At 60.9% G+C, this 25,118-nt stretch carries 13 protein-coding genes; 9 read left to right on the top strand and 4 right to left on the bottom strand.

The window, feature by feature from the left end; all coding sequences use genetic code 11:
• The first annotated feature begins 10 nt into the window (after positions 1 to 10).
• From AC13RC_RS09340 to AC13RC_RS09330, 3 genes are read left to right on the top strand one after another with little or no spacing between them, the layout of a single operon-like run.
• A complete protein-coding gene (locus tag AC13RC_RS09340; protein WP_488556978.1) occupies positions 11 to 1,561 on the top strand; it encodes a sugar ABC transporter ATP-binding protein in 1,551 nt (516 codons plus the stop codon).
• Complete coding sequence (locus AC13RC_RS09335) at positions 1,551 to 2,570, top strand: ABC transporter permease (RefSeq protein ID WP_488556977.1); 1,020 nt, start codon at positions 1,551 to 1,553, stop codon at positions 2,568 to 2,570. The genes AC13RC_RS09340 and AC13RC_RS09335 overlap by 11 nt, the downstream gene beginning before the upstream one ends.
• 2 nt (positions 2,571 to 2,572) lie before the next feature.
• Positions 2,573 to 3,574 carry an ABC transporter permease gene (locus tag AC13RC_RS09330; RefSeq protein WP_113353421.1) on the top strand — a complete coding sequence of 334 codons (1,002 nt, stop codon included), beginning with the start codon at positions 2,573 to 2,575 and terminating at the stop codon, positions 3,572 to 3,574.
• A 118-nt stretch (positions 3,575 to 3,692) separates the two neighbouring features.
• Here AC13RC_RS09330 and AC13RC_RS09325 read toward each other — a convergent pair whose 3' ends face one another.
• From AC13RC_RS09325 to AC13RC_RS09310, 4 genes are all read right to left on the bottom strand, one after another.
• Complete coding sequence (locus AC13RC_RS09325; protein ID WP_113388784.1) at positions 3,693 to 5,741, bottom strand: O-linked N-acetylglucosamine transferase, SPINDLY family protein; 2,049 nt, start codon at positions 5,739 to 5,741, stop codon at positions 3,693 to 3,695.
• A 376-nt stretch (positions 5,742 to 6,117) separates the two neighbouring features.
• Positions 6,118 to 14,010, bottom strand: coding sequence for a beta strand repeat-containing protein (locus tag AC13RC_RS09320; RefSeq protein ID WP_488556976.1), 7,893 nt, complete (start codon positions 14,008 to 14,010; stop codon positions 6,118 to 6,120).
• Between the two features lie 289 nt (positions 14,011 to 14,299).
• Positions 14,300 to 15,595: a flagellar hook protein FlgE gene (locus AC13RC_RS09315; RefSeq protein WP_113353417.1), complete on the bottom strand. Its 1,296-nt coding sequence runs from the start codon at positions 15,593 to 15,595 to the stop codon at positions 14,300 to 14,302.
• Positions 15,596 to 15,932: 337 nt separating this feature from the next.
• Complete coding sequence (locus AC13RC_RS09310) at positions 15,933 to 16,628, bottom strand: GntR family transcriptional regulator (protein ID WP_113353416.1); 696 nt, start codon at positions 16,626 to 16,628, stop codon at positions 15,933 to 15,935.
• 124 nt (positions 16,629 to 16,752) lie between these two features.
• On the opposite strand from AC13RC_RS09310, the gene AC13RC_RS09305 reads away from it, so the two are divergent.
• From AC13RC_RS09305 to AC13RC_RS09280, 6 genes are all read left to right on the top strand, one after another.
• Positions 16,753 to 17,805 carry an amidohydrolase family protein gene (locus tag AC13RC_RS09305; protein WP_113395156.1) on the top strand — a complete coding sequence of 351 codons (1,053 nt, stop codon included), beginning with the start codon at positions 16,753 to 16,755 and terminating at the stop codon, positions 17,803 to 17,805.
• 4 nt (positions 17,806 to 17,809) lie between these two features.
• Complete coding sequence (locus AC13RC_RS09300) at positions 17,810 to 18,703, top strand: VOC family protein (RefSeq protein ID WP_113395155.1); 894 nt, start codon at positions 17,810 to 17,812, stop codon at positions 18,701 to 18,703.
• Between the two features lie 26 nt (positions 18,704 to 18,729).
• The gene (locus AC13RC_RS09295; protein WP_113395154.1) at positions 18,730 to 20,313 is read left to right on the top strand and encodes a bifunctional 3-(3-hydroxy-phenyl)propionate/3-hydroxycinnamic acid hydroxylase; all 1,584 of its coding nucleotides are present in this window, start codon (positions 18,730 to 18,732) and stop codon (positions 20,311 to 20,313) included.
• Positions 20,314 to 20,361: 48 nt separating this feature from the next.
• Positions 20,362 to 21,672 (top strand): MFS transporter, encoded by a 1,311-nt coding sequence (locus tag AC13RC_RS09290; RefSeq protein ID WP_113420673.1) that lies wholly within the window; start codon positions 20,362 to 20,364, stop codon positions 21,670 to 21,672.
• A gap of 43 nt (positions 21,673 to 21,715) precedes the next feature.
• The gene (locus AC13RC_RS09285; RefSeq protein WP_113353412.1) at positions 21,716 to 22,564 is read left to right on the top strand and encodes a fumarylacetoacetate hydrolase family protein; all 849 of its coding nucleotides are present in this window, start codon (positions 21,716 to 21,718) and stop codon (positions 22,562 to 22,564) included.
• Between the two features lie 134 nt (positions 22,565 to 22,698).
• Positions 22,699 to 24,666 (top strand): glycoside hydrolase family 3 protein, encoded by a 1,968-nt coding sequence (locus AC13RC_RS09280; protein ID WP_488556975.1) that lies wholly within the window; start codon positions 22,699 to 22,701, stop codon positions 24,664 to 24,666.
• Positions 24,667 to 25,118: the final 452 nt, after the last annotated feature.

Genomic DNA, 25,118 nt, shown 5'->3' with positions numbered 1-25,118 from the left:
GGAGACCGAGATGACGGCCATTTCTTTCAAGCAGCCGGTGACGGCAAAAGACGACATCATCCGCTTTGAAGGCATCGTCAAGCGCTTCGGCGGAGCGCAGGCACTGGCGGGTGCGTCGCTGAGCGTCAGGCGTGGAACCATCCACGGTCTCGTCGGCCAGAACGGCGCGGGCAAGTCGACATTGATCAAGCTGCTTGCCGGTCTTCATCAGCCGGATGACGGGAGGATCGAGATCGAAGGGCAAGCTTTCGATAGGCTGACCCCGCATCTCGCGGAAGAGCTGGGCGTTCACTTCATTCATCAGGATCGGCTTCTCGTGCCGACTTTTACGGTCGGCGAAGCCCTGTTTCTCGGCCGGGAGCCGCGCATACCAGGCACGCCATTTCTCGATCGCCGGCTGATGCAGCGCCGTGCATCCGATATCCTCAAGGATTATTTCGGTGTGCGGTTGCCGAACAGCGCGCTGATCGGTGAATTGTCGACGGCCGAAAAGCAGATCGTCCAGATCACCCGCGCGCTTCTCAACCAGCCTAAGGTGCTTGTCTTCGACGAACCGACGGCGGCATTGGTGCGTCGCGAGGCCGATATTCTCTTCCGTCTGATCCGTCGCCTGCGCGATGAAGGCGTGACCGTCATTTACATCTCGCATTACCTGAACGAAATCGAGGAACTCTGCGACCATGTCACCGTGCTGCGCAACGGGCTGGACGTCGCTTCGGTGCCGATCCGGGAAACATCGGCCGCGGCGATCGCGCGGCTGATGGTCGAGCGCGACATCAAGGACATGTTTCCGAAGCCGGTTGTTGTGCCCGGCGATGAAATCCTCAAGGTCGAACGGCTTTCGGCGCCCGGAAGATACGAGGATGTCAGCTTCACCCTTCGGCGCGGCGAGGTGCTGGGCCTCACTGGTTTGCTCGGTTCCGGGGCAAAGGAGCTGGTCCGCTCTCTCTTCGGTCTGGATAGGCCGGCCTTCGGTCGCATCGAAATCGGCGGCAAGGCTGTCCGTTTCGCCAATCCCAGTCACGCGACGGATAACAGGATCGCCCTGGTGCCCGAGGATAGGCGCCGCCATGGCATCGCGCTCGACCTCAGCGTCGCGGAAAATATCAGTCTTTCCAGCCTCGATCGCTTCACGCGCCTCGGCTTTCTCGACCGCGAGGGCGAAAGGCGGGAAGTCGATGCCCTGATTGAACGCCTGCAGGTAAAGACCAACGGGCGTAACGCCTTGCTGCGCACGCTTTCGGGCGGCAATCAGCAGAAGGTGGCGATAGCCAAATGGCTCAGTCGCCATTCCGAGGTCTACCTCCTCGACGAGCCGACGGTCGGCGTCGACATCGGCTCCAAGGTCGAGATCTATACGCTGATCGGCGAACTCGCGGCGCGCGGCGCCGGTGTCATAGTCCTGTCTTCCGACCTGCCGGAACTCCTTGGCATCACAGATCGCATCCTTGTGCTCTTCCGTGGCCGGGTGGTGCGGGAATTCATATCGTCGGAGACGACGGCGGATGCCGTGCTCGCCGAAGCCACCGGATCGTCGGAAGGACAGCGCCATGTCGGCTGAGGTAGAATTCGCGCCTTCCGGATTTTCGACCTTAGAAGAACCTGCCCGGCCGGCCGGCAATATAGCGGCCACGGCATTGCGCTTCGGGTCGCTGATCGCCTTTGGAGTCATCCTGATCGTCTTTTCGCTGACCGCGCCTTACTTCCTCAGCATCGGCAATATCGGCAATGTGCTCGGCCAATCAGCCATCTCCGGCGTGCTCGCGATCGGACTGACGATCGTCCTCATCGCCGGCGGCTCCAATGTCGTCACCGGCGGTATCGACCTGTCGCTTGCTGCCAATATGGGCCTCAGCGCCGCCGTCTATGCCAGCCTCACGCAACTCGGCTTTGGTGATGTCACGGCGATCCTGGCATCGATCCTGACTGGTACACTGATCGGCGCGGTCAATGCTATCGCCGTCGTCTATGCCGGTATCGTGCCGCTACTCGCCACGCTTGCCGTCATGAACGTCGTTGCCGGCCTGGAACTGGTGCTGACGGGAAATACCGTCCTTCCGGCTTCCACGCCATTCCTCTCGGCGCTTTCTGCTTCGGACTCCCTCGGCATGCCGATCCTCGCCTATGTGCTCATCGGCTTCACGGCGATTGCGACGGCGATCGTGCAATATACGCCGCTTGGTCTGCGCCTTTACGCTGTCGGCGAGTTTCCGGATGCCGCGCGCGCCGCTGGCCTTCCGCTTCGTCGCCTGCTTGCCGGCGCATTCGTCGCCAGCGGCCTATCTGGCGGCATCGCCGGCATCCTCTCGGTTTCCTACCTGAGCGGCAGCACGACGGGTTCCGGCGAGATGCTGTTGCCCGTCGTTGTCACCGCTTTGCTCGGTTCGGTCTTTTCACGCAGGCTGGTTCCAACAGTGACTGGAACGTTGCTTTCAGCTCTGCTGGTCGGCTTCCTCACCAACGGTTTCCAGCTGCTCAATATTTCGAGCACGCTGGTCAGCGGCGTGCAGGGCCTGCTCATTCTCATCGTGGTCTCCGCGGCCACCCTGTTGCGTCGGCAGGAGGCCTGAACATGTCGCTCCATGGTTCCGCACACGCCCCGGTTGGCTTGACGCGGCTGATCGCCGCCAGCCTCGTGCGCTATGGGCTGATCCTCGCCCTGGTTGCGGTCTTCGCCGTCTTTTCCCTGATCACACCGACATTCCTGACCCTTGCCAACCTGCAGAGCATCCTGGTTAACAATTTCACGTTGCTTGCCATCGTTTCCATCGCCATGACCTTCGCGGTCGCCTCTGGCGGCATCGATCTTTCGGTGGGGACGGCGATGGATTTCGCGAGCTTTGCCTTCGTCTCGCTCGTCCTTGCCGGGCAGCCGGTGGCACTTGCGGCGTTTGCCGGATTGGGAGCCGGGGCGCTCGTGGGCGCCTTTAATGCGCTATTGATCTCGGGGATCGGCGTCTCGCCGTTCCTTGCGACGCTCGGCACGCTGTTCATCGGCCGCAGCATCCAGCAACTGCTGACCAATGGCGGCAATCCCGTCTATCTGCCGCCGAACGGCGTGCCGGAGGCTTTCCGTTTCCTTGGCCACGGTACGATCTGGGGTTTCCCTGTGCCGCTCGCAATCGCCATCGTCCTCATCGCGGTCGCCGCGGTCATTCTTGCCCGCACGCGCTTCGGCCGCGTCGTGCTGTCAATCGGTATCCAGCCGGGTGTCGTGCGCTATTCCGGTATTGTGGCTCCCGCCTATATAGCGCCCACCTTCGTATTGGTCGGATTGATCGCGGCCGTCGCTGGCCTGATTCTGACCGCGACCGTCACCGTCTACATCCCGTCTTCCGGCAATGCATTCCTGCTGAATGCCATCGGCGCAACCTTCATCGGCACGACGCTCAGTCCGCTCGGGCGGCCGAACGTCACTGGTACCGTGCTGGGTGTGCTGCTGCTCAGTATCGTGGCCAATGGACTTTTATTGACCGATCTGAATTTCTACTGGCAGCAGGTCGGTACGGGAACACTGATCTTTACCGTGCTCGCCCTGAGCTTCATGAACCGGAAAGCGGCTGGCCGCCCGTGAGGCAAGCCGCAGAGAGTGATGGAAATCCGGCCGCTGTATCCGTCAGATTCTTCTGGCCCGTCAGATTCGGCAACCTTGGCGTTTGGGCATTGGCGCAGGAGAAATCCAACGGGAATGCCTAGATTACCGTGCCATTAGGCCAGAGGCGACCGTCTCGCTGCAATGGGGAATAGTCGTGCCATTCGGCCAGCCGCTTTCTATATTCGCGCCTGTAAGTGCTGTCGTCGCGAAAGGCAATGTGGTCTTGCACCAATCCGACGCCAATCTCATAGTAGACATCGAGGTTGCGCAAATCCGGCTGAGGAATGTTTCCTTGCTCGGCTTCTCTTTGCATCTGCCAGAACAGCGTCTCCAGGCGCTGAACGAGGGCTGGAATATCGCGCAAGACACTTGTGTCTCGTTGTTCCCGCATGGACGCCCTTATTCTCTTCAGGCTAGTTGAATCCTTTGCGAATCCGATCGCCTTTTCTATGTAGTCTTGCGGGTCCGAGCAGATGAGCTGCGTCGCGCCGGCAGCCGCGACTATGCTATGGCAGAAGCGTGCTGCGAAGCTCTTGCCTGGAATGGTGAGGACAGGCAAGCCCATGGTCAGGGCATCGGCCGCGGTCGAATGTGCTCCATAGGGGAACGTGTCGAGGAAAAGATCGGCAAGGCCAATCCTGGCGAGGTGTTGGGCATTTGGTGCCTTGGGCGCGAAGATGAGACGCTCAGGTGCGACACCGGCATTTGCCGCGACCTGGCGCAGACGGGCGTCGACATCGCCACCGCCGCTCAACAGCCATAATACGCTGTCGGATGTTGCCGCGAGAATTTCCATCCACCGCGCAAACGTCTCCTGCGTGATCTTCTGCATGCCGTTGAAGCAGGCGAAGACGAAGGCGCCGTCCGGCAGGCCCGCTTCGAGGCGTGTCGGCTTTTCGGCGACCGCTCTCTTGCGATCAATTGGCTGGGTGCAAGGGATCCTCCGGACCTTCTCTGAATAGAAGATCTCATTTTCCGGAGGAATGACGTGCTCGTCCGCGATGATATAGTGATGAAAAGGACTGCCCATCGTGCCCGGATAGCCGCAGAAATTGACGATGACGGGGGCCGGTCGATATGCGAAGATCTTCGTTCGCGCATGCTTGGTATAGCCATTGACGTCGATGAGGATATCGATGTCATCGTCCGCGATCTGCCGTGCCGCATCCTGATCGTTGAGCGCGGCGATCTCGCGCCAGCAGTCGACGACGGCTTTCATGCGCGTTTGCGTGGCGTCTTGCTCCACGGGCTCCCCGCAGTAATAGGCGTAGATCTCGACGCTTTGCTTGTCGTGCAGCTCCAGCACTTCCCTGAGTGCGAAGCCAACCGCGTGATCGCGCAGATCCGACGATACGTAGCCGATGCGAAGCCGCTGAGCGGTTCCGGATTTTTTGCGCGGCATCTTGCGAGGAAATCCGCTTATGTCGGGCCGACCGACAAAGGATTTGTTGTATTGATAGGCTCTTGCGAGCTGAAACAGGGGATCGTCGGAATAGCAGGCAAGCGTCAGCGGCGACATGGAATCGAGGAGCTGACGCGTGGAGACGTGGTCGGATGACGTCAGAACAGGCCATTTGCATTGGCGCTGTCGCAAGGCGCTCCAATGCTGCCCGGCCTCGCCCTTGTCGGGTCGTAGTTCGATAGCCTGCCAAAGAGCCGCTTCGGCATCATCCAAAAGACCCGCATTTTCCATGACGCGGCCAATATGTTGAAGCGCCATGAGGCGGTGCGCGAGCTTGTCCGGAGTGCTTTCAGCCGTCATGTCGACGAAGCTTCGCCATTGCACGATGGCTTGCGCCGCGACGCCGCTATCTTCCAATGCCCGTCCGAGATTGATGTGTGCCGGGCCGAATTGCGGATCGAGCTTCAGGCAGGCGCGCAGCGCCTGAATGGAGCCGGCTATGTCGCCGAGCTGCCGCAGCGTGACCGAATAGTTGAAGTAAACGAGATGCAGGTAGGGGTGGCCATCGTTGAACGCAATCCAGACCTTGTAAGCCTCCGCCGCCTCCAGCTTCCGCCCGGCGGCACTTCGTGTTTCGGCAAATTGGAACAGGTCGTTGAAGGAGAGGCGCTGCGAACGCGCCAGGTCCAAGATGCCGGCAAGGGGCATGACCGGACTGGTGACTGAAGCATCATTGGTGACCATGGGCATTCCATAAACTGGCGGCAGGCAAGGCGACCATTTTCATAATGGCTGCCGATGTCTCGACTGTGCTTGGTTGCCGTCGGCATGTCATCAGCCTGCCGCGGGAATCGGCCGTTGCGCGCCGGCAATCAACAGCTTTCGAACGCGCCAAGGCGAATTGCAACGACCGCGCGGGTGTTCGAGACCACGAGACCAAGTCATATGCCGCGGGCGCTGCTCGCGATGGCTCGGGCAGCTTCTGAAATCGCCCGCCGCCAGGCGCTCTGTCGCGTGATTCGATCCAGCAATGCCGGGGCATATCGCGATCTTCAGGATTCGCCTTTCGCGTCCTGGGTCTCGATCTCGCCTATCGCCGTCGCAAGGCCTTTGTGCCGTTTCACGTCACATAGCTCGAGATGACCGCGGCGATTTGATCCGAGCTCAGATATGCCATTTGCGAACGCATCAACGCGAGCAACTGCGTACTGGAAAGGCTCGCGATATCCTGAGTGGATAGGCCCGTTATGCCATTCGAGCTAAAAGCCGCGATATCCTTGGTCGAGAAGGTCGAGAGCTCCTGGGTCGTCAGGGCGGCGACCTGCGCCGAGGTCAGCCCGCTGACCTGGGATGGTGCGAGAGCCTCGGCCTGCGCCGTCGTCAGCGCCGCGATGACCCGCGTGGTCAATCCGGCGACCGCCCCCGAGTTCAATGCGGCGATGTCATCGGTCGTGAAGACCGAAATATCATCCGTATCCAGGGCCGCGACCTGAAGGGCGTTCAAGGCGCCGATCTGCGACGTTGAAAGAGCGGCGATCTGAGCCGTACTCATTGCCGCGATCTGACCATAGCTCAATGAAGCGATCTGAGAGGTCGTCAGGACCGCGATCTGATCGCTGCTGAGGGCCGCGACGACGGCGGTAGACAGTCCCTGGATCGCATCCGAGTTGATCACGGGCAGCTCGGCGGTGGAAATGGTTGTCAGATCCGCCGTGGTCAGTCCCGCCAGACCGGCTGAACTCAACGCCGCGATCTGGGTGGTTGAAAGCGCTTCGAATTGTTCGATGCTAAGCACCCCGACCTGGGTACTGCTCAGGCCGGCGATGCTGCCTGTCCCGAGTGCCGCGATCTGAGCGGTGGAGAGGGAGGCGATAAAGTCGGTCGACAGTCCCTGGACCGAGTTGGAACTGATCGCCGCGATATCGGAAGTGGAGAAGGTTGCCAGGTCGGCCGAGCTGAGGCCCGCAATTCCGGCTGAACTCAGGGCGGCGATCTGGGCCGTCGAAAATGCCGCGATCTGATCGACGCTCATGGCGGAGACCTGGGTACTGCTCAGGCCGGCCACGCCCGCCGTGCTCAAGGCGGCGACCTGGCTTGTCGATAAAGCGGCGATATCGGCGGTGCTCAGGACCGCGACCTGCTTTGAGCCGAGTACCGCGACTTGCGCCGCTGTCAAAGCCTCGATTTGATCGGTGCTGAGCACGGCGATCTGCGCCGTCGTCAATCCGGCGATGCCGCCTGTACCCAAGGACGTAATCTGGGCCGTTGATAGCGCCGCGACAATGGCCGTCGTCAGGCCGGAAATACCGCTTGAACTGATGGCCGCGATGTCCGCACTCGAGAAGGTCTGGAGATCATCGGTTCCGAGAGCGGCGATCTGCGCGGAGCTGAGTGCTCCGACCTGGGTGGGTGTGAGGGCTTCGGCCTGGGCCGTGCTGAGAGCGGCCATCTGGCTGGTGGTGAGGCCCGCGATGCCGGCCGTGCTCAAGGCGGCGATCTGTTCTGTCGAAAAGGCTGCGATCGCGGCGGTTGACAGGGCGGACATAGCGAGCGAACCGATGGCTGCCATGTCCGCGGTCGAGAAGGTCGCGAGATCTTCTGTCCCGAAGGTGGCGATCTGCTTCGAGGTGAACGCCCCAACCTGGGTCGGCGTCAAGGCTTCAGCCTGATCCGTGCTGAGCACCGCGATCTGATCGGTCGTAAGTCCGGCAATCCCGCTGGTGCTCAGCGCCGCGATCTGATTGGTGGAGAGGGCTTCGATGCCGTTCGTGCCGAGCACCGCGATCTGTTTGGAATTGAGCGCCGCGACCTGAGCCGTGGTTAAGGCCTCCAACTGCCCGGTGCTCAGAGCCGCTATCTGCGATGTTGTCAGGCCGGCAATGCCCGATGCGCTGAGCGCTGCGACCTGATCCGTCGAGAATCCGGCGATCGTCGCCGTCGATAGGCCTTGTATCGCGCTCGAACTGATGGCCGCGATATCGGCCGTGGAAAAAGCGTCTAGGTCATCCGCGCTCAAAGCTGCGACCTGGGTCGAGCTCAACGCGCCGATCTGCCCCGTTGTGAGGGCCTCCGCCTGGTCGACGCTGAGCGCCGCCAGCTGTGCCGTTGTCAGGCCGGGTATCCCGGCTGTGCTAAGCGCGGCGATTTGTGCGGTCGACATGGCTGCGATATCAGCTGTTGTCAGCGCCGAAATCTGCCTCGAGCCAAGAGTGCTGATCTGGGCTGTCGTGAGCGCCCCGACCTGGTTGGTGCCGAGAGCGGAAATCTGCAGGGTGGTGAGGCCCGCGATGCCGGCGGTGCTGATCGCCGTGATCTGATCTGTCGAGAAGGCGGCGACGGTGGCCGTCGACAGGCCGGAAATGGCGTTTGAACTGATAGCCGCGATATCGGACGTCGAGAATGTCTGCAGATTGGCAGCATCCAGTGTCGCAATCTGGCTCGAACTGAGAGCGGCGACCTGGGCCGAGGTGAGGGCCTCGGCCTGGGCGGTGTTCAAGACCGCGATCTGAGCACTTGTCAGGCCCGCAATGCCGAGACTGCTCAAAGCGGCAATCTGCGCCGTCGACATCGCCGCTATATCGGCTGTCGTCAGCGCGGATACCTGCTTAGAGCCAAGAACATTGATCTGTGTCGTCGTCAGGGCTTGCACCTGACCCGTGCCCAAGGCGGCTATCTGCAGGCTCGTCAATCCGGCCGTGCCGGATGAACTAAGGGCCGCGATCTGGACGTTCGAAAGCGAGGCTATGTCCGCCGTACTCAAGGCGGAAACCTGCGCCGAACTCAGCGCAGCCATCTGCTTGCTGCTCAGGGCATGGATCTGAGCGGTATTCAAGGCGGCGATCTGTTTGGTCGACAAACCGCCGATCCCCAGCGTGCTGAGGGCCGCGAGCTGGTTTGTCGTCAGTGCCGCTATCGCGCCCGTGGACAGGCCCGATATGGCGTTCGAGCCGATGGCCGCGATGTCCTGCGTCGAAAACACGGCTAGGTCGTCTGTCGTTAGCGCTGAAAGCTGGGTCGAGTTCAGGGCCGCGACCTGCGCTGTCGTCAACGCCTCGGCCTGGATGGTGCCGAGCGCTGCGATCTGTTTCGTGGTGAGGCCGGTAATGCTCGAGGTGCTCAGGGCCGCCACCTGGCTCGTCGACAAAGCGGCGACTGCTGTCGTGGAAAGACCCGATATGGCGGCGGAAGTGATGGCTGCGATGTTCTTGGTCGACAGAGCAGCTATGTCATTTGTCGTCAATACGGAAAGCTGCGCGGAATTGAGCGCTGCGCTTTGTACCGTCGTCAGGGCTTGGAGCTGCCCGGTGCTCAAAACGGCGATCTGCTGGGTGGTCAGCCCCGCTATGCCCGATGTGCTGAGAGCCGCTATCTGGGCTGTCGACATGGCGGCGATGGCATCTGTCGACAAGCCGGAGATGGCGGCGGAGCCGATGGCCGAAATATCTTTGGTCGAGAAAGTGGCGATATCGGCAGCACTCAGGCTGCTGATCTGTTTGGAACTCAGAGCCGCGACTTGGGCCGATGTCAGCGCCTCTGTCTGGCTGGTGTTGAATGCAGAGATCTGTGTGGTGGTAAGGCCTGCGACGGCCGAGCCGCCGAGGGCCGCGATCTGCGCGGTCGAAAGTGTCGCGACGATGCTCGGGTCCAAAACCCCGACCTGCGCCGAGCTCAAGGTTGCGATCTGCTTGGTGGATAGCACATCTATCTGGCTGCTGTTGAGGGCACTGATCTGATCCGTGGTCATGCCAAGGATGCCGGTCGGGCTGAGCGCGGCGATCTGCGCCGTCGAGAACGCCGCCAAGGCTGCCGTGGACAAGCCCGAAATGGCACTCGAACCGATGGCGGCAATATCCGCGGTCGAGAGGGCCGCGACGTCGCTCGAACCGAGGACGCCAAGCTGGGCCGAACTGAGCGCGGCGATCTGTGTCGTGGTCAAGGCGGCAAGCTGCGCGCTGCTCAGGACGTTGACCTGATCAGTGCTCAGTCCGGAAATTCCGGCGGTGCTGAGTGCAGCGATCTGGCCAGTCGTGAGTGAAGCTATGCTTCCTGTGCCGAGAGCTCCCACTTGCGCCGAACTCAGCGCCGCGATTCGCGTTGTGGCCAAGGCCGCCACTTGTGTCGTGCTCAAAGCAGCGACCTGATCGGTCGTCAGGCCCGCGACGGTGGTCGTGCTGAGCGCTGCGATCTGATCCGTGGACAATGAACCGATGATGGACGAGCCGAGACCCGACACTGCCTTGTTCGAAATTGCGGCGATGTCGGCGGTCGAGAACGTTGCTATATCATCGGCGCTCAAGGCGCCGAGCTGGACGGAGCTGAGTACCTTGACCTGCGCGGTGGTCAGCGCCTCTGCCTGTGCCGTACTAAGCGCGGTCATCTGCCCTGTTGTCAGACCTATTATCCCGGACGTGCTGAATGCCGCGATTTGGGCGGTGGAGAGTGAGGCGACGATATCCGCATCCATGGTCGCGATTTGCGATTGGCTGAGAGCCGCGATCTGATTGGTGAGCAGCGCATCGACTTGGCCGGAACTCAGGGCGTCGATCTGCGCGGTGCTGAGACCCGCGATTCCTGCCGTGCTCAAGGCCGCGATCTGAGCGGTCGTCAGCGCGGCGATAGCGTCGGTCGACAGTCCCGACATCGCAGTCGAACTGATCACGGCGATATCGGCGACTGAAAGGGCGGCGACATCATCGGTCCCCAGCGCGGAGAGCTGAGCGGTCTTTAGAGCGGCGACCTGATTTGTTGTCAGGGTCGCGACTTGGGTGGTGCTCAGCGCATTGACCTGATCGGTCGTCAAACCGCTAATCCCCGACGTGCTTATCGCGGCGACCTGTGCCGTGGACAGAGCGGCGATGACGTTGGTATCGAGGGCCGCGATCTGGGTGGCGCTGAGAGCCGTCATCCACGATGCCGGCAGGGCGGCGATCTGCGCGGTATTGAGCGCGGCGATCTGGCTCGTCGTCAAACCGGCAATTCCGGCGGCGCTCAAGGAGGCGATTTGTTGCGTCGAGAGGGTCGAGATGACGCCGGTGCTCAACCCCGTTACCGCCTTGCTGGAAAGCGCGGCGATTTCATCGGTCGCAAAGGTCGCGATATCATCCGTTCCAAGAGCGGAGACCTGGGTCGAACTCAGTTTGGCGATCTGGGCCGTCGTCAATGCCTGCGTTTGCTGCGTGCTCAAGGCCGCGATTTGATCCGTCGTCAGACCCGGGATGCCGGATGTGCTGAGGGCCGCGATCTGGCTGGCGGTGAGGGATGTAATGGTGCCCGTGCCGAGGGCTGCGATCTGGCTCGACGTCAGGGTCGCGACCTGTGTCGTGCTGAGTGCCGCGAGCTGCGCGGTGCTCAAGGCCGCGATCTGATTGGTCGTCAGGTTCGCGAGCGTGCTCGTGCCCAGGGCGGCAATCTGTATTGTCGAGAGAGCAGCGACGGCGCCAGTGCTCAAGCCCGCGATTGCCTTGGTGGCGATAGCCGCCATGTCGACCGTCGAGAGGGCAGCCATGTCGTTCGCCGTCAGCGCCGCCATTTGCGTCGAACTCAACGCTGCGATCTGGCTGGTCGTGAGGCTTGCGAGCTGAGCGGTACCCAGCGTCGATATTTGGGCGGTCGTCAGGCCGGTGATGGCGCTCGTGGTCAAGGCCTCGAGCTGCGCGCTCGAAAGGGACGCGATGACGCTGGTTGTGAGGCCGCCGATCGCCTTGCTGGAAAGCGCGGCGATTTCGTCTGTCGTGAACGTTGCCACGTCATCCGAACCCAGGGCGGCAAGTTGAGTGGAACTCAGTACCTTGAGCTGGCTCGACGACAGCGCCTCGACCTGTGCTGTCGTGAGCGCGGTAATCTGGCCCGTCGTCAACCCTGTGATCGCGGTCGTGGTCAGTGCACCAATCTGAGCGGTTGAAAAGGCTGCGATGTCATTCGTGCTGAGAGCCGCGATCTGGGCTGTTTTCAGCACGCTGATCTGGGTAGCCGTCAAGGCCGCGACCTGTTGCGAGCTCAGGCTCGCGATCTGGTTCGTCGTCAGGCTCGCGATGGCGCGCGTCGCCAGGCCCGCGACCTGAGCGCCCGAAAGCGCGGCGACCTGGGCCGTCGTCAGGCCGGTGACCGCGCTCGAGCTAAGGGCGGCGATCTGATCGGTTGAAAGGGCGGCGATGACCTCCGTACCTAGCCCCGCCACAGCCTTGCTGGTAATGGCCGCGATTTCCGTCGTCGAGAACGTGGCGATCTCATCCGTGCCGAGGGCCGAGAATTGGCCCGAGCTCAGCGCCGCGATTTGAGCACTGGTGAGCGCCTCCACTTGCTGCGTGCTTAGCGCGGCGATCTGATCTGTCGTCAAACCGGCAACGGTGGCTGCTTTCAGAGCCGCGATCTGTCCTGTCGAAAGCGCCGCAATGACATCCGTACCCAACACGGCAATTTGGCTTGAGCCGAGCGCCGCGACCTGTGCCGTGGTCAGGACGCTCGTTTTAGCCGCGCCCAGAATCGCGATCTGGGCGGTGCTCAACCCGGCAATCCCAGCGGTGCTTAGCGCCGCGACTTGCGCCGTTGACAGGGCAGCAATGGCTGTCGTGTCAAGACCCGATACGGCCTTGCTGGTGATTGCGGCGATGCTGGCGGTCGAGAGCGCCGCGATATCGTCCATGCTCAACGCGGATATCTGGGTCGACGTCAGCGCCGCGACCTGAGCCGTTGTCAGAGCGGCGATCTGCGTTGTGGTCATCACGCTGATCTGGCTCGTTGTCAGCCCGGCGATGCCGCTCACGCTGAAGGCGGCAATTTGCGCGGTCGAAAGTGCTGCGATATCACTCGTGCTCAAGGCTCCGGTCTGCGTCGTCTTGAGCGAATTGATTTGGCTCGTTGTCAACGCGCTGATCTGCGCCGTGCTCAACGCGGTGATCTGGACGGTGCTCAGGCCGGAAACGGCCGACTTGCTGAGGGCTGCGACCTGTGAGACCGAGAGGGCGGCAACATCGCCCGTGCTCATGACCGCGAACTGGGTTGCGGTGAGCGCCGCGACTTGTGCCGTTGTCATCGCGGCGATCTGCGCCGTGCTCAAGGCAGCTATCTGAGCCGTTGTCAGGCCGGAAATCGCGGCCGTGTTCAAGGCGGCGACTTGGTTCGTCGCAAGAGAGGAAATGGTCGCTGTCGAGAGGCCCGCGACCGCGGCAGCCGTGATCGCCGCCATGTCATCCGTCGAAAACGCGGCGATACCGCCCGTGGACAGCACGGAAAGCTGCGCCGAGCTCAGGGCCTTGACCTGGCTGGAGGTGAGAGCCTCGGCTTGTGCGGTGCTCAGGGCTGCGACTTGCGCCGTCTTCAGGCTGGCAATCGCGCTGGCCGTCAGGGCCGCGATCTGAGCAGTTGAAAAGGCCGCTATATCGCTCGTGGCCATCGCTGCGACTTGCGTCGTCCTGAGAGCGGCGATTTGCGCCGTCGTCAGGGCAGCAATTTGCGTCGTGCCAAGCGCCGCGATTTGGCTTGTCGTCAAATTGGAAATGCTGCTGGTGCTCAACGCCGCGATCTGCTCGGTCGAAAGCGTGGCCATTGCAGCGGTCGAGAGGCCCGATATCGCCTTGCTGCTGATCGCGGCCATATCGTCTGTCGAAAAGGTAGCCAGATCTGCGGCGCTGAGCGCGGCGATTTGCGACGAACTCAAGACCCGGACCTGCGACGTCGTCAGGGCTTCCGCCTGTTCGATTGTCAGGGCCTGGAGTTGCTGTGTCGTGATCGCGGTGATCTGCACGGAACTGAAGCTCTCGATCGCGGATGTTGACAGGGCGGCCAGCTGATCGAGCGTGAGCCCCGGAATGGCGCTTTGCGAAATTGCGCTTAACTGCTGGGAGGTGAGAACCTCCACGTCCTCTGTATCCAGCGCCGCGATCTGCGCTGATGTGAGAACGCTGATCTGCTTGGTGGATAGTGATGCCACATCTTCCGTGGTCCAGGCCGCCACAGCTGATGTTGAAAGAGATCTGATCTGAGTGAGGCTCAAGGATGAAACGATCGAAGTCATTAACAGGACTCTTTCCGTAGCCACGTTGCACTGTCAGCATGTTCAAAGCCGACCAAGCTTGCCTTGCCGAAGCGTTGGCGGATTAACACTCTCTAAAATTCACGCCCCACGCTCGCAGCGTAGTTCGACTGGCTTGCCTGAAGCTGTGGTTGAACTTGTGATTGTCGCTGTGGGTATCGAATTCTCCCACTGATCGAAATCCGATCATGCTGATCGAGCAGCGGGCTTCGTCATCGGGCCGTACGACAAAAGGGCCCCGGAGGGCCCTTCTGATTGAGCAGGCGGAAGATCAGCGTTGGAGGTTGACCAGTACGTCCAGCAAGTCTGATCCCGTCTGGAAGACCTTGGAGTTCGCAGTGTAGCTCTTTTGTGCCTGGATCATGTCAGTGAGCTGGCCGGCCAAATCGACGTTCGATGCTTCCAGAGAGTTCGACTGGATATAACCGAGACCGTTGCTGTTGGCAAAGCTGGTGACCGTCACGCCTGAATCGGCATTGGCTTGATAGACGTTGCCGCTCAAGAGCGTCAGCTTGTCGGGGCTTGCAACGGTCGCGAGCGGGATCTGGTAGATCGCCTTCGGATCGCCGGTCTTGTAGTTTGCATAGACAATGCCGTTCTTGTCGATGGTGACGCCGGTCACGGGGCTTGCCGCCTGACCATTGGTCGAGCCCGTCGAGCTGAAGTCGCTGGCCTTCTGCGTCATCCCGCTCAAATCCATCGCGATGGATCCGCCGGTTGTTGGGTCGGTGATGGTGAATGTCCCACCGCTCGTCATGTTGCCGTTTGCGTCGAATGTCAATGTGGATGGATTTGGAACATTGACTGGGTCCGACGAATAAGGGAACGAGGAGCTCCCTGACGTGCTCTTGTCGGCATTGCGATAGACGCTGACCTCCCACTGATCGGTCGCGCCCGTAGTGGAATCGGCGGACTGTATCTTGGTGTAATAAACGTCATACATGACGGAGTTGCCAAGCTTGTCGTAGGCAACCACCGAGCTCTTCTGGGTATTTGAGGTAACCGAGGTCGGGTTGGCGCTTGGCAATGTCGCTGTATCGGTAACGACGGTCGCGTTCGAATTGAGGTTACCGGTGAAGGTGCCCGTTGTCGAGGGCGAGCTGGCAAGACCGCTCTGATTGACGTTGATCGGCACCAGGCCGTCGAAGCCGTTGACGACGACAGCCGGCGCTCCAGAAGCATAGGAGTAGCCCATCAGCGTATAGCCAGCGGAGTTCACGAGGTTCCCGTTTGCATCCGGCGTAAAGTCGCCCGCGCGGGTCAGGACGGTCTTGCCGTCGGCGCCCTGCACGACGAAGAAGCCGGCGCCCTGGATCGACAAGTCGCTGCTCGACGAGGTGGAGACCGTGTCGCCCTGCTGCGAGACCGAATAGCTGACGTTGGTTTCGACGCTGCCGGAGTTATAGTTGCCGCCGCCCGAAGGGAGAATCAACGACGAAAAGCTGGTGCTCGCCGACTTGTAGCCCGTTGTATTGACGTTCGCGATGTTGTCCGACACGGTGCTAAGCTTATTTGCCTGCGCGTTCATGCCGGAAACTGCCGTTTTCATGCTACCAAAGATGCTCATTGGTTCCTCGCACGTTGCTGATGCGGGGATGGTAGCGTTAATGACTTGTGTGAAGCTGGCTTTTTGGCGTGCGCCGCCAGTTTGAATCAGTTCAAAACATTCGACGATGCTTGAGCCGGCGCGCGCTCCACATTCCCGATTCGTGGGGCTCAAGGCATGCGATCCGGTTCATATCCTGGACGGCGCGCTTCGCGTCCCGCGGAGACTGCGACACAGGTCTCGATGGCCAGCGTCTCGGACCGCAAGGCATCATGAACGGCTATCGCCTGCCAAAGATCCCTGCCAAAGATAATGCCCTGGCCCTATGTTGGGTATTCGAGCCGGTCGCGGCGGCGCCTTACGTCGCCGTATCAAGATCAGTCCGGATGATGTCGGCCGTTTTCTCATAATGGAGTTGCAGCAACCGCTCGGCCTCCACGGTATCCCGGTCGAGCACGGCTCCGAGGATACGCGCATGCTCATCATTGACCTTGCGCACGCGAAAGGCTTTGCGGATCGAAAGCGCTCGATACCGGTAGAGCCTATCGGCCAGCTGCTCGCAAAAGCCTATCAATGGCTTAGATCCACATCCCCCGATCAGCAGCGCATGAAAGGCGCGGTGAAGCCTTTCCCATTCCGGATTGTCCTCGAACTGCTCCGGGTTGAGTGAGCGCGGGGTGCGCTCCAACCGATGATGGGCGACCAGAAGCGCCTCTTCCCAGTCAGGCGTTGCATTCGCCATGGATTCCCGCAGGGCCAGCGTCTCCACCCAGCAGCGCGTTTTCGTCAGCTCATGCAATTCGTCCAGGCTGATGGGTTTGACGAAGAAGCCGCGCTGTTCCTTTCCGATGACGAGGTCCTCCGTCGTCAATCTGTTCAATGCCTCGCGCAACGGGGTCTGGCCGGCATCATAGTGCTCGATCAGGAAGCGGAGCTGAAGCTTTCGGCCGGGCTCCAGGCGCGTCGAGAGAATGTCGGCCTTCAGCCGCTCATAGATGCTGGTCGCCAATGTCGCGGGGCTTCCGGCCTCTTTCTTCAGCAGGTTGACGTTCATGGTGCTCTCTGGCTTGCAAATCACTTTTTATATACACGAGGAAGCAGCGGCGCAAAATTTATAAATTTTATCTTTACGTGGTAAAGTTTGTACATTATGACGGCTCTTAACGAGGGAGGGCTCCATGAGCGGAACGAAAGAGCGAGCGTCGGGCGCCTTTGCGAACGGCTGCGCTTGTTGCGGCATTGATATCCACTGTCACGTGGTGCCCGCACGTTTTCCGCTTGCGGCAGGGAATGCTCCCATCCGTGGCTGGCCCTCGATGGTTGCCGCGGATGCTTGTCACGCAACGGTCGTTATCGATGACAAGCCTTATCGCACGGTCAGCGATGCCTGCTGGGTGGCCGAACGGCGGCTGGAGGAGATGGACAGGACCGGTATCCGCATCCAGGCTCTGTCTCCCATGCCTGAGCTCTTCGGCTATTGGATCGAAAAGACCGCGGCCCACGACCTTGTCCGATACGTCAACGATGCGATCGCTGTGATGATCGGGCAGGGCCAGGGTCGTTTCGTTGGGCTCGGCGGCCTTCCTCTTCAGGATATTGATCTTGCGATTTCCGAGTTGCATCGCCTCGTCGGCGAACTCGGTTTTCGTGGCGTCGAGATCGGCAGCAATATCAATGACGTGCCTATCGGTGATCCTCGTTTCCATCCCTTTTTTGCGGAGGCGGAGAAGCTGAATGCCGCTGTCTTCGTGCACGCCGTGCGGCCGACCGGCATGGATCGTCTCGTTGGGCCAGCGCCGCTTCAGCAGGTGCTCGCCTATCCGACCGATGTCGGATTGGCGGCAGGATCCGTGATCACCGGCGGGTTGCTTCAGAAATTCCCGAAACTGCGGATCGCCTTCAGCCACGGCGGCGGCACGTTTGCCTCGCTGCTGCCGCGGCTGCAGCAGGGCTATTCGGCCTTCCCGGCGCTCAGCGAAATCACGCATGAGAGCCCCGCCGCGCAGGCGCGGCGTCTCTATGTGGATTCGTTGGTTTTCGATCCGGACATGCTACGCCGCCTTGTCGCCGTCTTCGGCGAGGATCGCATCATGATCGGCACCGACTATCCCTTCAATTTCCGCGAGAAAGAGCCCATCGCTGGCGTCGAGGAGGCGTTTGCGGATGCGAGTTTGCGCGAGCGCCTGACATTTGCGAATGCGCGCGCTTTCCTGGGTTTGGATGAGGTTTGATCCCATGACTGAATTTCCTGTCATCGCTTTGCGCAGCGTGGAACTGGGTACGCCCGATCTCGCGTCGTCTGTCGACTTTTATACCCGCGTCTGGGGCCTGGATGTCGTCGCCGAAGTGGAGGGCAAGGTTTTCCTGGCGGCAACGGGTGCTGATTTTCATGTGTTGGAGCTAAAGCAAAGCAACCGTTCGGAACTGCGCAAGATCAGTTTTCGCGTCGGTTCGGCTGAAGCGCTGGCGTCGCTGTTCGCAAAGACGGTTACCGCAGGCTGTGCTGTCCTGCGCGACATCGGACCCGCTGATGGTCCCGCCGGTGGCGAGCGTTTCGTCATCCGCGAGCCGCAAGGCGCCGTTCTGGAATTCGTGCACGGCGACCGCCGCAAGCATGGCCGCGTGGTTCCCAACCGGCCGGAACGTCTGGCGCATGTCAACATTAACAGCGCTGATATCGAGGCGCTTTCGAACTTCTATCGCAATGTCCTCGGCTTCCGCCTGACGGACCGGTCGAGACTTATGGCTTTCCTGCGCTGCAACGACGACCATCATGCGGTCGTGCTGGCCGAGGCACCGGTCAATGGGCTGAACCATGTCGCCTTCCTGATGCCCGACCTCGAATCCGTCATGCGAGGTTCTGGTCGCGTCGTCGATCACGGCTATCCGATCGGCTGGGGCGTGGGCCGGCATGGGCCGGGCGACAACGTCTTTGCCTATTTCGTCGACCCGCAAGGCGTAGTGATCGAGTACACCGCCGAAGTCCTGCGGGTGGACGACTCCTATCGCGCCCGAGGACCCGAGGAATGGGTCTGGCCGCCCGGCCGAACCGATCACTGGGGCATTGCGCCTCCCAAAAGCGAAGCCTGCAAGAAGGCACAGATTTCCATCGGCTTTTCCGGCGCCTGATGCGCCCAATAGACATTTGCAGAGGCATGCCCGTGACGAACGATAACGATATTTCGAACTCTTATGACGTGCTGGTGGTCGGCTTCGGCCCGGCTGGAGCCGTGGCCGCCGGCATGCTCGGCGCGCAAGGCCATTCCACGCTCGTCGTCGATCGGTTGACCGGTATCTATGACAAGCCGCGCGCTATCGCGCTCGACCACGAAATCCTGCGCCACTTCGACAATATGGGCATCGCCGACGAGGTGCTTCCCCATACCGCGCCGTTCACGGCCTCCCAGCACTTCGGCGCAGAGGGGCAGCTCATCCGTCGTATCGACATGGTGCCGGAACCGTATCCGCTCGGCTACACCCCGAGCATGGTGTTTACCCAGCCTCCGGTCGAAGCCGTGCTGAGACGGCATGCCGAAAGTTTCGACTGCGTGACGATAGAACTTGGCACGGAAATGGTCGATCTCGATCCTCAGGGGAATGAAGTGGTCGCGACGCTTCGGGATTCGTCCGGCGAGAGCCAGAGGATCACAGCGAGATATGTGATCGGCTGCGACGGGGCGTGGAGCCGTGTGCGTGAACTGTCGGGAATGAAGCTTAAGGATCTCGTCTTCGACGAGCCGTGGCTCGTAGTCGATTTGCAGGTACATGAAACCGCGCTGGGCAAGCTACCACAGACTTCGGCCCAGTTCTGCAATCCAGCGCGTCCGACCAGCTACATCATGGGGCCCAAAAATCACCGTCGCTGGGAAATCATGCTTCTGCCGGGCGAGGATCCACGCGAGATGGAAAAGCCCGACAATGTCTGGCGGCTGCTGTCGCCCTGGCTGGCGCCGGAAGACGGCGAGCTTTGGCGGGCCGCCGCCTATCGCTTTCATGCGCTGGTGGCCGACGAATGGCGGCGGGGGAAAGTCATGATCGCCGGCGATGCCGCGCATCAGCAGCCGCCCTTTATCGGCCAGGGCATGTGCCAGGGCCTGCGCGACGTTTCCAATCTCGTCTGGCGGCTCGACCGCATCCTGAAGGGGCAGTCTTCCGAAGCGCTGCTGGATACCTACACGGTGGAACGCAAGCGGCATGTGCAGACGCTGACCGGCAAGATCAAGGCGATTGGCCAGACGATCTGCGAACGCGATCCGGAAGCCGCCGCGGCGCGTGATGCCCGCATACTTGCCGAGGGCGGCGGTCGGCCTCTTACCATTACCCGGCAGGAAATCGTCCCGCCCATCGAGGATGGGCTGATCGCCGAAGAAGGCACGCCGGCGCGAGGATTGTTGTTCCCGCAGCCGGCAATCGTCGAAGACCCCGCTCCGCGCTTGATGGATGCCTTTACCGGAGCGCAATGGCGGCTTGTGCTCGACGGCCGCCGGATCGGGATGGCGGAAGGACAGGCGCTCGCCGACGCGATCGACGGCATCGTGGTGAAGGCTGTTGTGCCTCAAGGCGATAATACAGCCGATCCGGCCGCGCTCCGAGAAAGGGATGGCGTGCTTTCGGCCTGGTTCGAACGGCATGAAGCGATCGCTGCGCTCGTACGTCCTGACCACTATGTCTTTGGCGCCGCAGGCAACCTCGAGGCGCTTCGCCAGCAGATCGCGGACCTGCGCGCTCGCCTTGCCTGAGTCCCGCATCGGCAATCGCAGTTTTCTTTGAAGTTCTGGGAGGAACATATGTCTGAACCAACCATCGATACCGTCAGCAAATGGCGACCTTTTGCCGTCCTTATCCTGCTTTTCCTGTTCCAGACGCTGAACTTCTTCGACAAGCTCGTCTTCGGCCTTTCCGCCGTGTCGATCATGAAGGACCTCGGTATTTCGCCACAGCAGTTCGGCCTGATCGGCAGCAGCTTCTTTCTGCTGTTCTCGATTTCGGGCGTTCTTGTCGGTCTCTTCATGATCGGTCGTGTCCCCGTCAAATGGATCCTTGTCATTCTGGCGGCAATCTGGTCGCTCGCGCAGATCCCGATCTATTTTACCAGCTCGGTGACGGTTCTGGTCGCCTGCCGCATTTTGCTCGGCCTCGGCGAGGGACCTGGGCTGCCGACGGCATTGCATGCCTGCCATAACTGGTTCAGCCCGCAAAAGCGCAGCGTGCCAAGCGCCGTCGTGTTGCAGGGCATCAGTGTCGGCTTGCTCGCCGGTGGGCCGATCCTGACCTATGTCATCGTCAATTACGGCTGGCGTTCGGGCTTCCTGTTCTGCGGGCTGATCGGTGTTGCCTGGATCATCGCCTGGCTGCTCATCGGCGGCGAAGGGCCGCATGCCGTCGCGGAAAATGAAAAGGCGCGCGCCGTAGTGGGCGAGACCCCGATCCCAGCCCGCAAACTCTGGCTCGACCCGACCGTGATCGGTGTCATCATCATGTCGACCATGTCTTACTGGATCGTCGGCATGTCGGCCACGTGGCTGCCGCCCTTCCTGCAGCAGGGCCTTGGCTATTCGCAGACCGAAACCGGCTCGATCATTTCGGCCGTCTATATCTTCCAGTCGCCGCTGTTGCTGGTTGGTTCATGGATCGCGCAGCGCATGCTTCAGAAGGGCGCCAGCAAACGTGCTTCCCTCGGCAGCGCTTCTGGCTATGCGCTTCTCGTCAGTGGATTGGCGCTGATCGCCTCGGTTCATGTCAGTGGTCCATTGCAACTGGCGCTGATCGCGATCGCTTTCGCTGCTCCAAGTCTGACCACGATATACGGCCCGATCACGCTCGGTAGCGTCGCGCCGGCTGTCCAGCGCGGCCGGCTGATCGTCGTGATCTATTCGGCGAATGCGGTGTCCGCACTCGCATCCAACGCCGTCACCGGCATGATCGTGCAGGCAGCCGGACCCGATCATGTCGCGGCCGGCTATGCAAATGCCATGCTGTTCACGGCCGCGATCCTCATCATTGGCGCAATTTCCGCCTTCGCGCTGATCTTCCCGGATCGCACCATCGAGCGCTTCGGCAAGTTAACGCGCTTCACCGATCAAATGCAGCGGGTGTGAACGCGCCCGTCGCCCAGTCCGACCCCCTAAAGGAGCAAGAACCATGAGACTGTCCACCGTCAAGATCGCCGGCTGCACGACCTGGGGCGTCATCGAGGACGATCGCTTCCTCGATGCCGGCGCGGTTCTCGCGTCACGCTATGCCGATCTCAAATCGGCTGTGGCCGGCGACCTTGCCGGCGTTGCCGAGGCCGCTGGTTCCGCCGCCGCCACGCCGCTAGGTGACGTCGAATGGCTGCCGGTCATTCCCAATCCCGACAAGATCCTCTGCGTTGGGCTGAACTATGAAATGCATCGCAAGGAGACGGGGCGTGCGGAGGTGGAAAACCCGACGATCTTTGCCCGCTATGCCAATAGCCAGACGGGCCATCTCGCCCCGATCGTGCGCCCGAGGGTCTCGACGGAACTTGATTTCGAAGGCGAGCTGGCGGTCATCATCGGCAAATCGGGCCGTTACATCACCCGCGATGAGGCCATGGGATACGTTGCTGGCTATGCCTGCTACAATGACGGCAGCGTGCGTGATTTCCAGCGTCATACGCATCAGTTCACACCGGGCAAGAACTTTCCCGACACCGGCGCTTTCGGGCCTTGGATGATGACGCCGGACGAACTTGGTCCGCTGCCCGATCTTCGCATTCAGACGCGCCTCAATGGGACCGTCGTGCAGGATGCGACCTTCGGCCAAATGATTTTCGATATCGCCCGGCAGATCGAATATTGCTCCAGCTTCACACGGCTGGAACCGGGCGACGTCATCGTCAGTGGCACACCGGGCGGGGTTGGCGCCAAGCGGCAGCCGCCGCTGTGGATGAAGCCGGGAGACGTCGTGGAGGTGGAGATCGACAGGCTCGGCATTCTCAGCAACCCGGTCGTTGATGAACTAGGTTAGTATATGCTTACAGTTTGCGGTTGCGAACTGATGGGCATCGACGGGCCGACAGGTGCCGCCAAAGTACATGAGGCGGCACGGTTTGCCCCCTTTAATTTGTCGGGATCGATTGAAATTCTTTGGGGAGGGATGCCGTGAAACAGTTCATTGCCTTATGTGCGGCCGTATCGTTGCTCGCTTCAACGGCTTTGTCGCAGGAGCAGCCGGCGCTTTCGGCCCGCGTCGCCAAGACGCTGACCATTGACGGGCTTTCCTTCAAGGATCTCAATCGCAATGGCAAACTTGATCCTTATGAGGACTGGCGCCTCCCGGCTGCCGAGCGGGCGGCCAATCTCATCAGTCAGATGACGCTAGAGGAGAAGGCCGGCCTCATGATGCATGGCACGGCTCCATCCGCCGGTCCCGGTTCCGGGATGGGGGTCGGGACCGAATATGATCTTGCACGCGCCAAGGAGATGATCGACGGGCGCAAGGTCGTGACCTTCATAACGCGATTGGCGGGCGATGCCGCCCTATTGGCCGAGCAGAACAACAAGCTTCAGGAGATCGCGGAAGCTGGCCGGCTTGGGATTCCAGCGACGATCAGCACCGATCCGCGCAATCATTTCCAATTCGTACTCGGCGCGAGTGTTTCGGCCGGCGGATTCTCGAAATGGCCCGAGACCTTAGGGTTGGCGGCCATAGGCGATCCATCGCTCGTTCGCCGTTTCGGCGACATTGTCCGTCAGGAATACCGCGCCGTCGGCATACAGGAAGCATTGTCTCCGCAAGTGGATCTTGCCAGCGAGCCGCGCTGGCCACGCACCAACGGTACGTTCGGCGAGGATGCGCAACTTTCCAAATCCATGGCGGAAGCTTATGTGGCGGGGTTTCAAAACGGCGAGAACGGCATCAACAAGGACAGTGTCGTCGCCGTGGCCAAACACTGGGTCGGCTACGGTGCGGCAAAAGACGGTTATGACAGCCACAACGCCTATGGACGCCACGTGACCTTTCCAGGCAATAATTTTGCCGAACATCTCATTCCGTTTGAGGGAGCTTTCAAGGCGAAGGTCGCCGGCGTCATGCCGACATATTCGATCCTTGACGGTGTGACGCTCGGCGGCAAGCTGCTGGAGCCGGTGGGAGCGGGATACAGCAAGCAGCTTCTGACCGATCTGCTGCGTGGCCAATACGGCTTCCAGGGTGTCGTTCTCAGCGATTGGCTGATCACCAACGACTGCAAGGGAACTTGCCTGGATGGCGAGAAGCCGGGCGTAAAGCCGACTTTGAACGAGGAAACCTTCGGCATGCCTTGGGGCGTGGAGGATTTGAGCCGTGTCGACCGCTTTGCCAAGGCCGTCAATGCCGGCGTCGATCAGTTCGGCGGTGTCACTTCTTCCGATCTTCTCGTTCAGGCGGTGAAGGAAGGAAAGATCAAGCAACAGCGCATCGATCAATCCGCAACTCGTATCCTTGTCCAGAAATTCGAGCAGGGCCTTTTTGAAAATCCCTATGTCGAACCGCAAAAGGCGCACGTGATTGTTGGCAATGGGGCATTTGCTGCGGAGGCAACCGCCGCTCAAAGCCGCGCCATGGTCTTGCTCGACAATAAGGCTGGCCTGCTGCCTGTGACGCCAGGCAAAAAGGTGTTCCTGTACGGCGTTGATGCAAAAATCGTGTCGGCACGCGGCTTTACCGTGGTGACGGACGCCAAGGATGCCGATTTTGCGGTGATGCGTCTCAGCGCGCCCTATCAGCAGCCTCATATGAACTATTTCTTCGGTTCCCGTCAGCAGGAAGGCGATTTGGATTTCAAGGACGGCAATGCCGATTTCGAGACGTTCAAGGAAACGGCGAAACAGGTTCCGACGGTTGTCTCCATCTATCTGGCCCGTCCGGCAATCCTCACCGGCATACGCGAGCATGCCGCTGCAATCCTCGCCAATTTCGGCGCAAGCGACACAGCCTTGTTCGATGTGATCGAGGGCAAGCGGAAAGCTGAAGGCAGGCTGCCTTTCGAGCTTCCTTCATCGATGGAAGAGGTGCGCGCGCAGAAATCCGATGTGCCGCACGACACATCCCGCCCGCTTTATCCGATCGGTTATCGCATGCAGTACTGATATCGGGCCGGTCCGACCTGGTTTGACAAATCGGCCCGATAGGTCATCAGCAGCCGGCGAAGCTGTTGATCGATCTGGCAATGGTAATATCGAGTTCGCGCATTTGGTCTCCCATCGCGTCGCGATGGGACGCGCCAGCTCAATGATATCTGCCCGAAGCCACCATGGGAGCTATAAGCAGGCGGTTCAAGCCCTTTTGAGACACTCTCTGAAAGACAGCGGAATGAGATCGGCCATGGGCGAAAAAGTCGCGCCAGCGACAATGGTGCTGTCGGTTCGATCCATTCGGCGATCCGATCATCGTTGTTGCGGGTTGCCGCGGGACCGATTGTTGACCTTGACCTTCCTATTCCTTGTAAGATCGTGAAGGTTTGGGAGCTATGTCGCTCTTGCACTGGGGACGACCAGGCTGACGTGACACGCTGGAATTCCGTGTCGGCCGGTCAGATGCG

The organism is Martinezella sp. CNPSo 3890 (assembly GCF_057784455.1).
Note: the sequence above shows the minus strand (reverse complement) of the source record. Positions and strands in the feature narration are given on the sequence as shown.